The organism is Bradyrhizobium sp. SSBR45G (assembly GCF_030159255.1).
Classification (GTDB): domain Bacteria; phylum Pseudomonadota; class Alphaproteobacteria; order Rhizobiales; family Xanthobacteraceae; genus Bradyrhizobium.
The window spans coordinates 360,342-372,975 of sequence record NZ_BSCT01000002.1; the positions used below are offsets into that span (position 1 = coordinate 360,342).

At 66.0% G+C, this 12,634-nt stretch carries 13 protein-coding genes; 12 read left to right on the forward strand and 1 reads right to left on the reverse strand.

Features of this window, described 5'->3' with window-relative positions:
- The first annotated feature begins 2 nt into the window (after nt 1-2).
- The 11 genes from argS to surE all read left to right on the forward strand — a co-directional run bounded on the left by argS (nt 3) and on the right by surE (nt 11,284).
- On the forward strand, nt 3-1,799 hold the full coding sequence (argS, locus tag QQL87_RS04605; RefSeq protein WP_284423360.1) for an arginine--tRNA ligase: 1,797 nt from the start codon (nt 3-5) through the stop codon (nt 1,797-1,799).
- Nucleotides 1,800-1,894: 95 nt separating this feature from the next.
- Nucleotides 1,895-3,457, forward strand: coding sequence for an SPOR domain-containing protein (locus tag QQL87_RS04610; protein ID WP_284423359.1), 1,563 nt, complete (start codon nt 1,895-1,897; stop codon nt 3,455-3,457).
- 42 nt (nt 3,458-3,499) lie between these two features.
- Nucleotides 3,500-4,528, forward strand: coding sequence for a beta-N-acetylhexosaminidase (gene nagZ / locus QQL87_RS04615; RefSeq protein WP_284423358.1), 1,029 nt, complete (start codon nt 3,500-3,502; stop codon nt 4,526-4,528).
- Nucleotides 4,525-5,364 carry a segregation and condensation protein A gene (locus QQL87_RS04620; RefSeq protein WP_284423357.1) on the forward strand — a complete coding sequence of 280 codons (840 nt, stop codon included), beginning with the start codon at nt 4,525-4,527 and terminating at the stop codon, nt 5,362-5,364. Before nagZ ends, QQL87_RS04620 begins: the two co-directional genes overlap by 4 nt.
- 19 nt (nt 5,365-5,383) lie before the next feature.
- Nucleotides 5,384-6,526, forward strand: coding sequence for an SMC-Scp complex subunit ScpB (gene scpB, locus QQL87_RS04625; protein ID WP_284423356.1), 1,143 nt, complete (start codon nt 5,384-5,386; stop codon nt 6,524-6,526).
- A 280-nt stretch (nt 6,527-6,806) separates the two neighbouring features.
- Nucleotides 6,807-7,040, forward strand: coding sequence for a twin-arginine translocase TatA/TatE family subunit (locus QQL87_RS04630; protein ID WP_284423355.1), 234 nt, complete (start codon nt 6,807-6,809; stop codon nt 7,038-7,040).
- Between the two features lie 112 nt (nt 7,041-7,152).
- The gene (gene tatB, locus QQL87_RS04635) at nt 7,153-7,698 is read left to right on the forward strand and encodes a Sec-independent protein translocase protein TatB (protein WP_284423354.1); all 546 of its coding nucleotides are present in this window, start codon (nt 7,153-7,155) and stop codon (nt 7,696-7,698) included.
- Nucleotides 7,695-8,516 carry a twin-arginine translocase subunit TatC gene (tatC, locus tag QQL87_RS04640; RefSeq protein ID WP_284423353.1) on the forward strand — a complete coding sequence of 274 codons (822 nt, stop codon included), beginning with the start codon at nt 7,695-7,697 and terminating at the stop codon, nt 8,514-8,516. The genes tatB and tatC overlap by 4 nt, the downstream gene beginning before the upstream one ends.
- A gap of 123 nt (nt 8,517-8,639) precedes the next feature.
- A complete protein-coding gene (gene serS / locus QQL87_RS04645; protein ID WP_284423352.1) occupies nt 8,640-9,968 on the forward strand; it encodes a serine--tRNA ligase in 1,329 nt (442 codons plus the stop codon).
- Nucleotides 9,969-10,069: 101 nt separating this feature from the next.
- Nucleotides 10,070-10,426, forward strand: a complete 357-nt coding sequence (locus QQL87_RS04650) for a hypothetical protein (protein WP_284423351.1) — start codon at nt 10,070-10,072, stop codon at nt 10,424-10,426.
- Nucleotides 10,427-10,516: 90 nt separating this feature from the next.
- Nucleotides 10,517-11,284, forward strand: coding sequence for a 5'/3'-nucleotidase SurE (gene surE / locus QQL87_RS04655; protein WP_284423350.1), 768 nt, complete (start codon nt 10,517-10,519; stop codon nt 11,282-11,284).
- A gap of 15 nt (nt 11,285-11,299) precedes the next feature.
- On the opposite strand, the gene QQL87_RS04660 is transcribed toward surE, so the two are convergent.
- Nucleotides 11,300-11,683, reverse strand: a complete 384-nt coding sequence (locus tag QQL87_RS04660) for a response regulator (protein WP_284423349.1) — start codon at nt 11,681-11,683, stop codon at nt 11,300-11,302.
- 285 nt (nt 11,684-11,968) lie between these two features.
- Between QQL87_RS04660 and QQL87_RS04665 the strand changes: the two genes are divergently transcribed.
- Entirely contained in the window at nt 11,969-12,616 is a 648-nt protein-coding gene (locus tag QQL87_RS04665; protein ID WP_284423348.1) for a protein-L-isoaspartate(D-aspartate) O-methyltransferase, read from the forward strand.
- Nucleotides 12,617-12,634: the final 18 nt, after the last annotated feature.

Below are 12,634 nucleotides of genomic sequence, written 5' to 3' on the forward strand. Positions count from 1 at the left end.
GCATGGTTGAACAAGCGTCCACCCCCTATCTTTTTGCCGACATGCTGGCCCGCGTGCACGCCGTCTGCGCCGCGCTTGCCAAGGATGGCGGCTGGCCCGCGGGCATCGATTTTTCGCGCGTGGTGGTCGAGCCGCCGCGCGATCCGAGCCATGGCGACATGGCGACCAACGCCGCGATGGTGCTGGCCAAGGAGGCCAAGGCCAAGCCGCGTGACCTTGCCGATGTGATCGCCGAGCGCCTGCGGGCCGATGAACTCGTCGCCAAGGTCGACGTCGCGGGGCCCGGCTTCATCAATCTCACCTTGCAGCCGATCGTTTGGGCGCAGGCGTTGGGTACGATCCTGCGTGAGGGCGCCAACTACGGCCGGGTCGCGCCGCTGCCGGCTGCGCCGAAGGTCAACGTCGAATACGTCTCGGCCAATCCGACCGGGCCGATGCATGTCGGCCATTGCCGCGGCGCCGTGTTCGGCGACGCGCTCTCGAGCCTGTTGCAGTTCGCCGGCCGCGACGTCACCCGCGAGTACTACATCAACGATGCCGGCGCGCAGGTCGACGTGCTCGCACGCTCTGCTTTCCTCCGCTATCGCGAGGCGCTTGGCGAAGACATCGGTGCCATTCCCGACGGGCTCTATCCCGGCGACTATCTGAAGCCGGTCGGTCAGGCGCTCGCGGCCGAGCACGGCGACAAGCTGAAGGCGTTGCCTGAGGCCGCGTGGCTGCCGGTCGTGCGCGACAAGGCCATCGCGATGATGATGGCCGAGATCAAGGGCGATCTTGCCGCGCTCAACATCAGGCATGATGTCTTCTTCTCCGAGCGCTCGCTCATCAATCAGGGAAATAACAAGGTCGCGGAGACCATCGATTTCCTGCGCGAGCGCGGCGACGTCTATGAAGGCCGCTTGCCGCCGCCCAAGGGCGCGCCGCCCGAAGATTGGGAGGATCGCGAGCAGCTGCTGTTCCGCGCCACCGCCTATGGCGACGACGTTGATCGTCCGCTGATCAAGTCGGACGGCAGCTACACCTATTTCGCGTCCGATATCGCCAACCACCGGCACAAATTCGAGCGCGGCTTCGCTGACCTGATCGACGTGTTCGGCGCCGATCACGGCGGCTACATCAAGCGGATGCAGGCGGCGGTGAAGGCGGTCACAGCCGGGCAGGCGGTGCTCGACGTCAAGGTCGTGCAACTCGTCAAGCTGCTGCGCAACGGCGAGCCGGTGAAGATGTCGAAGCGCTCCGGCGACTTCGTCACCTTGCGGGAAGTTGTTGATGAAGTGGGGCGCGATGCGGTCCGTTTCATGATGCTCTACCGCAAGAACGACGCCGTGCTCGATTTCGACCTCGCCAAGGTCATCGAGCAGTCGCGCGACAATCCCGTGTTCTACGTCCAGTACGGCCACGCCAGGGGCCATTCGATCTTCCGGAATGCCCGCGAGGCGTTCCCGGACCTGCCGGAGGAGGAGGGGGCGCGGCTGGCGTTCCTGCGCGGGGCCAACCTCGAAAAACTGTCCGACTCGGCCGAACACGAGCTCTTGAAACGGTTGGCGTTGTACCCACGTACGGTTGAGAGCGCGGCCCTGGCGCATGAGCCGCACCGGATCGCCTTCTACCTCTATGAACTTGCAAGCGAATTTCACGCCCTCTGGACGCGGGGCCGGGATTTGCCCTATTTACGCTTCATTATCGATGATGATGCAGAATTGACCAAGGCACGTTTGGCCATGGTTCAGGGCGTCGTCTCGGTTCTGGCGTCGGGACTTGCCATCTTGGGCGTTAATGCTCCTGATGCAATGCGCTGATTGGGGGAAACACGCGACTTCAGTTGGGGGCCTCAATCTGGCAGGGTCCGCCTTAGGACGCATATGCGGCTCACCCGCAGGGACGCTTCATCACGATGGCTGATCGTTACCAGGACAGACCCTTTCCCGCTGATGGTTTTGGCCGCGGTGGAAACCAGCAGGCCGATGCCGATCCGCTCGCCGAACTTGCTCGTCTGATCGGGCAGAACGATCCTTTCGCTGCGTCGGGCCGAGGAACCCCTCAGCCTCAGCAGCGGCCCATGGCGCGGCCCGCGGCGCCGGCTCCCGAACAGCCCGCTGCCGCCATGCCTCCGCCCGGCCCGCCGACCTGGATGCAGCGTGCGCCCAACGCCCAGCAGCCGCCGGCTGAGAATCCCTTTGCCGACATGGGGCGGGAGCCGCAACAGTCGGCGCCGCCGTCGTTTCCTGGCGGCTATCAGGATCCGCGCGGCCAGCCGGGTTTCCCCGAGGCGGATTTCGCGCAGGCCGCCCCCCGGCAGCAGCCTGGCTACCCGAACCCCGAATTTGCCGATCAGCTGTCCAAGCTCGACTACAGCGTCGGCGACTCGCGGCACGGGTTCGCCGAGAACGATCGGGACTACAACCGCGGCAATGGCTTCGACGACAACGAGCAGGATTCGTCGCGCTATGACGACGCGCTGTTCGGCCAGATGGGATCGGGGCAGCAGGGCTTCCAGGGCGACAACGAGTTTCAGGACGGCCAGTACGGCTATCAGGACGGCTACGACGAGGGCGAGGAAGAAGAGCGGCCCAGGCGGCGCAGCGGCATGAGCACCGTGCTCGCCGTGTTGACGCTTGCGGTTCTCGGGACCGGCGGCGCCTACGGCTACAAGACCTACATCTCCTCCGGCCGCACCGGCGAGCCTCCGATCATCCGCGCCGACAACAGCCCGACCAAGATCATGGCGCAGCAGGATACGACGCCGAAGGTCCCGGACCGGCTGCTCGGCAATGACGGCGGTGAGAAGCTGGTGTCCCGCGAGGAGGCGCCGATGGATCTGAACGGGCGCGGCACCAACCCCCGCGTGGTGTTCCCACAGATGGGCCAGAATGGCGCTCCGCCGGCGACCGCGCCGAACGTGACGCCGTCGCAGATCGCCAACGCCAACGGCATCCTGCCCAACAGCGACCCGCGGCCGATCAAGACGCTGTCCGTCACGGGCGGCAACCAGGCCACTGCTGCTGATCCGCCGATGCCGACGACGCCTGCGACCAAGCCGGCGGGGACGCCCAAGGGCCGCAAATCGCCGGCGAATGCCAACGCCTCGGCTGCCGCCGAGAGCCCGATGCCGCTGACGCCGCAGGCTGCGCCGCCGGCGAATGCCCCGGCGCGCATCGCCACGGCCGTGGCGGTGACCGAGCAGACACAGACGGATCGCACCGGCGGCTATCTGGTCTCGATCTCGTCGCAGGCGAGCGAAGCCGAGGCGATGTCGTCCTACAAGGCCGTGCAGGACAAATACGGCGCCGTGCTCGGCAAATATGAGCCGATCATCAAGCGGATGGATCTCGGCGACAAGGGCGGTGTGAAGTACCGCGCCGCGGTCGGCCCCTTCGCCACGAAGGAAGAGGCCAACAAGATGTGCGGAACGTTGAAAACTGCTGGCGGACAGTGTTTCCCGTTTAGCAACAATTAAGGCTTGCTTGACCGACCCCGAAGTGGGGTCTATGCGGCCCGCATGACCATGCGGGCTTTCATTACCGGCATCTCCGGGCTGGACCTCACCGACGCCGAGCGCGCGTTCATCCGCGACGCCAGTCCGTGGGGTTTCATCCTGTTCAAACGCAACGTCCAGTCACCCGCCCAAGTGACTGCCCTCGTTGAAGAATTGCGCAATTGCGCGGGTCGCGCCGACGCCCCCGTGCTGATCGACCAGGAGGGTGGCCGGGTGCAGCGGCTGGGACCGCCGCACTGGCCGGCCTATCCCGCCGGCATCGTGTTCGACCGTCTCTACGACCTTGATTCGGCCTTGGGCCTCCGCGCCGCCTGGCTCAGCGCCCGCCTGATCGCCGATGATCTTCATCTGCTGGGGATCAATGTGGACTGCCTGCCGCTGGCCGACGTGCCGGTCGCCGGCGCCGATGCCGTGATCGGGGACCGGGCCTACGGCACCGCGCCGGCCAAGGTGGCGGCGATCGCCCGGGCAGTGACGGAGGGGCTGGAGCAGGGTGGCGTGCTGCCGGTGCTGAAGCACATCCCGGGGCACGGCCGCGCCACCGCCGACACCCATTTCCGGCTCCCGACCGTCGACACGCCGGAAGCCGAGCTCGACGCCACCGATTTCGCCGCGTTCCGGCCGCTGGCCGACCTGCCGATGGCGATGACTGCACATGTTGTGTTTAGCGCGATCGACGCCGCCCATCCGGCCACGACTTCTGCGACAATGATCCAGCGGGTGATTCGCGAAGGAATCGGGTTCCAGGGTTTGTTGATGAGTGATGACGTGTCCATGAACGCATTGGCGGGATCGATCGCCGCGCGCACGCGCGCGATCGTCGCGGCGGGCTGCGACATGGTTTTGCATTGCAATGGCAGACTGGACGAGATGCAAGCCGTCGCGGCCGAGACGCCGGTGCTTGCTGGACAGGCTTTGACCCGGGCCGATCGCGCGCTTGCGGCGCGCAAGGCACCCACGGGCTTCGATCGCAGCGCCGCGCGCGCCGAGCTCGACGCCCTGATCAACCGGCTGGGACCCGCGAGCGCATGACCGCAGAAATTCTGTCGTTTGAAACCGGCCGGCCCACCACGGAGCTGGCCGAGGCCGAACCCGCATTGGTGGTCGATGTCGAGGGCTATGAAGGCCCGCTCGACCTGCTGCTCGCGCTGGCGCGGCAGCAGAAGGTCGACCTCGCCAAGATCTCGATGCTGGCGCTGGCCGATCAGTATCTCCAATTCATCGAGGCCGCGCGAAAAATCCGGCTCGAGCTCGCCGCCGACTATCTGGTGATGGCGGCGTGGCTGGCGTTCCTGAAGTCGCGCCTGCTGCTGCCCGAGCCGCCGGCCGCCGAAGGGCCAAGTGCGGAGGAGATGGCCACGGCGCTCGCCAACCGGCTGCGCCGGCTGGAGGCGATCCGCGAGGCCGCCAATCGCCTGATGAACCGCCCGCAGTTCCAGCGCGACGTGTTCCCGCGCGGCAATCCGGAAGCGATCGCGGAAGTCCGCCGCCCGAAGTTCACCGCGACCTTGTTCGACCTGCTGTCGGCCTACGCCATCCAGCGGCAGTCGCGCGTCGTGACATCGGTTCATATGGCCAAGCGCACCGTCTGGTCGCTCGCCGAGGCGCGCGCGTCGCTCGAACGGCTGGTCGGTATGACCGAGGTGTCGGACGACTGGGGATGTCTCGACGACTACCTGCTGGATTACGTCGCCGAGCCTGCGCAAAAGGCCACCGTGTTCGCATCGAGCTTTGCGGCCGTGCTGGAGCTGGTCCGCGAGGGCAAGCTCGAGCTGAACCAGAAGCAGGCGTTCGCGCCGCTGTATTTTCGTAAGCGTCCACCGATCCAGCCCGGCGCGATGGCTGCGCCGGACTTGACGGTTGAGTAGCGAAGAAGGAGACCCTGCCATGGCAAGCTTGGCGGAACTGCGCATGGAAGAGCCCGACGAGATCGCGGCGAGCGAGCCCGAGGTGCGCCCCGAAGCGTTGCGCATCCTTGAGGCTCTCCTGTTTGCTTCGGCCGAGCCGTTGGAGCAGGCCGCACTCGCCAAGCGTATGCCTGAAGGTGTCGATATCAAGGCCGCGCTGGCGCAGCTGCAGGCGGAATATGCCCATCGCGGCGTCAACCTCGTGCGCGTTGCTAACAAGTGGACCTTCCGCACCGCCGGCGATCTCGCCTGGCTGATGACCCGCGAGAGCACCGAGACGCGCAAGCTGTCGCGCGCGGCCATCGAGGTGCTGGCGATCGTTGCCTACCATCAGCCGGTGACGCGGGCTGAGATCGAAGAGATCCGCGGCGTCGTGACGTCCAAGGGAACGCTGGACGTGCTGCTGGAGACGGGCTGGATCAAGCCGCGTGGGCGCCGCAAGACCCCGGGTCGGCCGCTGACCTTTGGTACGACGGATGCCTTCCTGACCCAGTTCAGCCTGGAGACCCTGGGCGATCTGCCCGGTCTGGAGGAGCTGAAGGGCACGGGCCTGCTGGATTCCCGCCTGCCCACCGGCTTTACGGTTCCGACGCCGTCCGACGATCCGACCTTGCGCGAGGACGAGGAGCCGCTGGACCCGGGTGATCTCGATCTGGCGCTCGCGCCGGCGGTCGAGGCCGAAGCCGGGGAGGCCGAGTCTGAAGACGAAGGCTCGGCAGAGGCCGAAACGGCTGAGCTGGAGGTCGGTGCCATCTCCGAAACGGCCGAGGCAGCAACAGCCGAGGTCGAGGCGGCCGTCGGGGACGACGAGGCAAGTGTGGAGGCCCTCCTTGGCGATCTGGAGCTGCCGCGCACGGACGCGGACAGCGAGACTGCCGAAGACGAGATCGTCGAGGTCAGCTTGGCGGTCGAGGCGTTCGCCGCCGAGCAGGACGATGAAGCTGCCGATGAGCCGGCCGACGAGGCCGTTGCGGAAACCGCTGAGCTTGCGGCGGAGGTCGACGTTCAGGCCGACGGTGAGGTTGCGGCCGATGACGCCGCGGCGGACGACGAGATCGACGGGACGCACGACGAGGGTGACCGTGATACCGACGAGGACGACTCGTCGCACCGCGAGGAATAGCGGCCGCCTGGCCGTTAACACTCGCGTTATTGCGTAGCTCCGGCCGTGATTTGGCGGAGCTTGAGTGCTTGTTTTTGGGGGCGGTGACGCCTACCTTCCGCCCAGATCGGGCTGTCCGCGTGCCGTTTCGGCTGGTGCCGTCTTCCGTTCGTGTTGCTGTTTCGCAACCGGATGCTAGAAGCGAAGTGTCGCGGGCAAGTCCATGGATATGGCGCGGTTTCGGCGGTAGCGTCGACGGGCAGTCGGGTGATGGCTGCGCCGGTGTTTGGAGGGTTGCAGGATGGGTTCGCTTAGCATTTGGCACTGGATCTTGGTGATCGCGGTCGTCCTGCTGTTGTTCGGGCGCGGCAAGATCTCCGATCTGATGGGAGACGTTGCGCAGGGCATCAAGGCCTTCAAGAAGGGCATGCAGGACGACGACAAGGCGCCGGAGAAGACCGAGCCGGTCAAGTCGATCGATCATGGCGCGACGCCTTCAGCCACCCGCACGGATGTCGGCAGCAAGGCCGTTTGATCTGCTGTTGATGAGGCGCGGGCGGCGCGCACTCCCGCACCAGAACGGGACCTGCTCGGACAGGCCCGGGCAGGGCGGGATCAGAGGCGTCGGCGCGGTGGCGGGTTTTTAGATGTTCGATATCGGGTGGAGTGAGCTGCTCGTCATTGGGGTCGTCGCGCTGGTCGCGATCGGTCCCAAGGAGCTTCCCGGCGTGCTGCGCACGATCGGGCAGTGGATGGGCAAGGCCCGCCGGATGGCCTCGGAGTTCCAGAGCCAGTTCCAGGAGGCGATGCGCGAGGCCGAGATGGCCGACCTCAAGAAGAGCTTCGATGAGGTGAAGGAAGCCGCCAGCGGTTTCTCTCCGGCCGGCATGATGTCCTCGCTGCAGCGTGATGTCGACAAGGCGCTGGACATCGAGGGGGTCAACAAGCCTGCCGAGACGGCCGTGCCCGCCGCTGATGCAGTCCCGTCCTCTGACACTGTCGTGTCCTCGCCCGAGACACCCGTGATCCCGACCACCCCCGAAGCTCCGCGCCCCGAAACCTTCGTGGAGGCGGAAGCTCATCAGGCCGTTGGCGAGCCGCTGGCGATCGTGCGCGAGATCAAGCCCGAGCCGCAGCCCGACGTGTCGGCGCCGGCCGAGGCCGAACGCCTGAAGGACGCCAAAGCGTCATGACCGTCGACGACATCGAGGCGAGCAAAGCCCCCCTGATGGACCACCTGATCGAGCTGCGGTCGCGGCTCATCAAGGCGCTGATCGGCTTCGGCCTGGCCTTCATCTTCTGCTTCTTCTTCGCCAAGCAGATCTACAACATCCTGGTGCTGCCGTTCGTCTGGGTCGCCGGCCCTGAGAACAGCAAGTTCATCTACACGCAGCTGCTCGAATACTTCATCACGCAGCTGAAGCTTGCGATGTTCGGGGCCGGATTTCTCTCGTTCCCGATCATCGCCACGCAGATCTACATGTTCGTGGCGCCCGGGCTCTATCGCCACGAGCGCAATGCCTTCCTGCCCTATTTGGTGGCGACCCCAGTCTTCTTTGTGCTCGGCGCCATGCTGGTCTATTTCGCCGTGTGGCCGATGCTGGTGCGCTTCTCGCTCGGCATGCAGCAGCTCGGCGGCCCAGAGACCGCGCAGATCGCGCTGATGCCCAAGGTCGGCGAATATCTGTCGCTGATGATGTCGCTCATCTTCGCGTTCGGCATCGCCTTCCAGCTTCCCGTGATCCTGACGTTGCTCGGCCGGATCGGCATCGTGACGTCGCAGATGCTGAAGGAGAAACGACGCTACTTCATCGTCCTCGCCTTCATCATCGCCGCCGTCCTGACGCCGCCCGACGTCCTCAGCATGACGTCGTTGGCAATCCCGCTGGTGGCCCTTTATGAGGGCGCGATCATCGCGGTGGGCTTTGTCGAGAAGCAGGCGGCTGCGGCCAAGGCCAAATCCGGCTCATCGTCCGGCTCCGGCAACCTGCCGTCCAATCCGTCCGAGTAGGGCGGTCTGGCGGCCCGGACCCCCGGGCCTGTTCCCATCGGCTGCCATTCGCGGTAGTGCAAGCGCGCCTGGCGAACGCCGGGCGACTCGCTGACATCCTTTCGTTCCCAGGACCGAACGACCATGCACGACATCAAATCGATCCGCGACAATCCGCAAGGTTTCGATGCGGCGCTAACGCGCCGGGGTCTGTCGCCGCTGTCTTCGCAGTTGCTCGCGATCGACGAGCGGCGGCGCGCGGCGATCCTGGCGTCCGAGCAGGCGCAGGCGCGGCGCAACGCCGCCTCGAAGGAGATCGGCGAGGCCAAGAAGGCCAAGGATGATGCGCGCGCGTCGGCGCTGATGGAGGAGGTCGCCAAGCTCAAGACCACGATGCCGGAGCTCGAGGCCGCTGCAAAGCAGGCCGACGACGACCTGGCGCGCGAGCTCTCGGCGATTCCCAACCTGCCGCTGGACGAGGTGCCCGACGGCAAGGACGAACACGACAATGTCGAGCGCCACGTGTTCGGCGCCAGGCGCAACTACGCCTTTGCGCCGAAGCCGCATGACGATATCGGCGCGGGTCTCGGCATGGACTTCGAATCGGCGGCGAAGCTGTCGGGCGCGCGTTTCGTCGTGCTGAAAAAGGGTCTGGCCCGGCTCGAGCGCGCGCTCGGGCAGTTCATGCTCGACCTGCACACCACCGAGCACGGCTACACCGAGATCAATCCGCCGCTGCTGGTGCGTAACGACGTCATGTTCGGGACCGGGCAGTTGCCGAAGTTCGAGGACGATCAGTTCTGGGCCGTGAAGGGCGAGCTGCTGATTGCGCCGGATGAGCGGCTCAAGACCGAGCGTCTCGGCCTCATTCCGACCGCCGAGGTCGCTCTGACCAACCTGGTGCGCGAATCGATCGTCGACGAGAAGGAGCTGCCGATGCGGCTCACGGCGCTGACGCCGTGCTTCCGCGCCGAGGCGGGCGCTGCGGGACGTGACACCCGCGGCATGATCCGCCAGCACCAGTTCACCAAGGTCGAGCTGGTGTCGATCACGACGCCGGAGACCAGCAAGGACGAGCATGAGCGCATGCTGGCCTGCGCCGAGGAGGTGCTGCGCCGGCTCGATCTGCACTATCGCGTCATCACCTTGTGCACCGGCGACATGGGCTTCTCCTCGCAGAAGACCTACGACATCGAGGTCTGGATGCCGGGGCAGGGCGATGGCGGGGCTTTCCGCGAGATCTCCAGCTGCTCGGTGTGCGGCGACTTCCAGGCCCGGCGCATGGATGCCCGCTACCGCGCTGGCGACGGCAAGCCGCGCTTTGTGCACACATTGAACGGCTCCGGAACGGCCGTGGGCCGCGCGCTGATCGCGGTCATGGAGACCTACCAGCAGGCCGACGGCTCGATTGCCGTGCCCGATGTGCTGCAGCCCTATATGGGCGGCCTCAAGGTGGTTGCTGCTGACGCATAAGGCCGCGGAAAACGCCTCCGGGCTGTCGCCGCCATTGCGCGGCGGCAGCTTGGTCGTATCCTCGGGTCTGCTCAGCAATCGCTTGTCAGACACCGGCGGCCATGGCCCTGCATCGGGATATTTTCTGGATCGGACGGCAATGGGCCGTCACCGGCTCCGGCATCCAGGCGGTCGATCAGCGCCTGAAGGGCGCGTTCGACATCGATCGTGCCGCGGTGTGGGATGACGGCGTGTTCGATACCGTTCGCGATCAGGCCTGGTTCAACGCCGCCGATTTCGAGAAGGCCCTGAATGTCGCGCGGGCGCGGTTTCCGTCTGCGCCTCCTCGCGAGCCCGACGCGCCGGCGCCGGTCCGTCCGCAGGCACCGGAGGCCCCTCCCGCACCTGCGGTCTCGCTCCAGATCGGCACGCGAGGCAGGCTCGCCAGGTTCCTGCCGCAATGGCGGATCCGGCCTTGAGGCGCTGAAGCGGGCCGACTCCGCCGGTTTGCCTCGGTGCTGCGCAGCAGATAAGACACCTCGTCGATCGAACGGGATGGAAAGGTGGCCATGCGGATTCTCTGCACCAATGACGACGGGATCCATGCGCCGGGCCTGAAAGTGATCGAGGAGATCGCGCGCGCGCTGTCCGACGACGTCTGGATCGTCGCCCCCGAGCTCGACCAGAGCGGCGTGTCGCATTCGCTCTCGCTCAACGATCCCTTGCGGCTGCGCGAGGTCGGCCCGCGCCACTTTGCGGTGCGCGGCACCCCGACGGACTGCGTCATCATGGGCGCCCGTCATATCCTGGGGGAGAAGCGCCCGGATCTGGTGCTGTCCGGCGTGAACAAGGGCCGCAACGTCGCCGAGGACGTGGTCTATTCGGGGACCATTGCCGGCGCTCTCGAGGGCACGATTCTCGGCCTGCCGTCGTTTGCGCTGTCGCAGGAGTTCAGCATCGCGACCCGCGACAAGCCGTCCTGGGACACCGCGCTCAAGTTCGGGCCGCAGATCGTGCGCAAGGTGCTGGAGGCCGGGGTGCCGAAGAGCACGGTGATCAACGTCAACTTTCCGTCCTGTGCGCCGGACCAGGTGAGGGGCATCGTGGTGACGCGCCAGGGCAAGCGCAATCTCGGCTTCCTCAAGGTCGACGAGCGCCGCGACGGCCGCGGCAATCCGTATTTCTGGATCGGCTTCGACCGCGCCGCGGCGCTCGACGTGCCCGATGAAGGGACGGATCTCGCCGCGCTGGCGGCGCATTACGTGTCCGTGACGCCGCTCCGCCTCGACCGCACCGACGAGGCGTTCTCCAGCAAGCTCAGTGACATTCTCGGCTGAGACGTCTTTCTCCGCCTAGCCCTGAGGCTCGGCACCGCGCAGGGCATGCTCGATCGCCTTGCTGAGCGTCTCGAGCTGGAATGGCTTCTGCAGCGCAGGACGGTCGCGATAGTCCTCGGGCAATCCGGACGAGCCGTAGCCGGTTGCAAAGATGAAGGGCCGGTTGCGCGCCTTGATGAGATCCGCCACCGGCGAAATCACCTTGCCGTTGACGTTGACGTCGAGAATGGCGACGTCGAAATAGGTGCTCTCGGCCAGCCGCATCGCTTCGCCGATCTCGCCAGCCTCGGCTGCGACGGTGTAGCCGAGCTCTTCGAGCATGTCGGCCACCATCATTCTGATCATGACTTCGTCTTCAACCAGAAACACAGAGCCGCGCGGCGGCCGCGTTGCAGTCATGATGTCAGTCCTTGCCCATACCCGATCTGACGGTCGCAAATAACGGCTTATGGCGCAACGTCAACGACGTTGTCTTTGCAGCCGTCACCCTGCGGCGCGGGCAAAATCGGCCCATAAGGTCAACCGATTCGAATGCACTTGGTTCCTCGCCTGGAACGGCTTTCGGGCGGAAGGGCTTGAGCGGCCCGGTCGCAGCTTCCGGTAGATGCCCGGAGGCTGTTGAAAAGCGGTGCGCAATACCGGGGGGCCGTCTAGATTGGCGTCACGCCAACAACCGACATCGCGATGCCCCCGACTGCTCCGCCCGAGAAGATGATGTTTCAGCTGACCCTGCGTCGGCGTGGAATCAGCGATCAGGCCGTGCTGCGGGCGATGGAGGAGGTGCCGCGGGAGGAGTTCGTCCTGCCGGCCGATCGTCCGGACGCCTATCGCGACAGCGCCATGGCGATCGCCTGCGGCCAGACGATCAGCCAGCCCTTCGTCGTCGCCTATATGACGGAGCAGCTCAAGCTGCAGAAGACCCATCGCGTGCTCGAAATCGGCACCGGGTCGGGCTACCAGGCCGCGATTCTGTCCCGGCTGACGGCCCACGTCCTGACGGTCGAGCGTTTCAGGACATTGGCCGACAAGGCCAGGGAGCGGCTGGAGAAGCTGAACTGCTTCAATGTCGAGGTTATGCTGGGCGACGGCTACGCGCTGCCGCCTGGTGCCGGCCAGTTCGACCGCATCATCGTGACCGCCGCGATGGACGAAATTCCCCAGAGCCTGGTCGACCGGTTGGAGCCCGACGGTATCCTGATGGCGCCGGTGGGGCCTCATCACGGGGTGCAGACCCTCGTCCGGGTCGTCAGGAGCGGCGATCGGTTCGAGCGGAAGGAGCTCGTCGACGTGCGATTTGTGCCGGCAATTCCGGGGATTGCACGCGAACTTTAAACGAGCGGATCAGCAGGC

Excerpts from the sequence above, each read along its gene's own strand:
- argS (WP_284423360.1), top strand. The coding sequence starts at position 3 with ATGGTTGAACAAGCGTCCACCCCCTATCTTTTTGCCGACATGCTGGCC.
- QQL87_RS04610 (WP_284423359.1), top strand. The coding sequence starts at position 1,895 with ATGGCTGATCGTTACCAGGACAGACCCTTTCCCGCTGATGGTTTTGGC.
- nagZ (WP_284423358.1), top strand. The coding sequence starts at position 3,500 with ATGACCATGCGGGCTTTCATTACCGGCATCTCCGGGCTGGACCTCACC.
- QQL87_RS04620 (WP_284423357.1), top strand. The coding sequence starts at position 4,525 with ATGACCGCAGAAATTCTGTCGTTTGAAACCGGCCGGCCCACCACGGAG.
- scpB (WP_284423356.1), top strand. The coding sequence starts at position 5,384 with ATGGCAAGCTTGGCGGAACTGCGCATGGAAGAGCCCGACGAGATCGCG.
- QQL87_RS04630 (WP_284423355.1), top strand. The coding sequence starts at position 6,807 with ATGGGTTCGCTTAGCATTTGGCACTGGATCTTGGTGATCGCGGTCGTC.
- tatB (WP_284423354.1), top strand. The coding sequence starts at position 7,153 with ATGTTCGATATCGGGTGGAGTGAGCTGCTCGTCATTGGGGTCGTCGCG.
- tatC (WP_284423353.1), top strand. The coding sequence starts at position 7,695 with ATGACCGTCGACGACATCGAGGCGAGCAAAGCCCCCCTGATGGACCAC.
- serS (WP_284423352.1), top strand. The coding sequence starts at position 8,640 with ATGCACGACATCAAATCGATCCGCGACAATCCGCAAGGTTTCGATGCG.
- QQL87_RS04650 (WP_284423351.1), top strand. The coding sequence starts at position 10,070 with ATGGCCCTGCATCGGGATATTTTCTGGATCGGACGGCAATGGGCCGTC.
- surE (WP_284423350.1), top strand. The coding sequence starts at position 10,517 with ATGCGGATTCTCTGCACCAATGACGACGGGATCCATGCGCCGGGCCTG.
- QQL87_RS04660 (WP_284423349.1), bottom strand. The coding sequence starts at position 11,683 with ATGACTGCAACGCGGCCGCCGCGCGGCTCTGTGTTTCTGGTTGAAGAC.
- QQL87_RS04665 (WP_284423348.1), top strand. The coding sequence starts at position 11,969 with ATGCCCCCGACTGCTCCGCCCGAGAAGATGATGTTTCAGCTGACCCTG.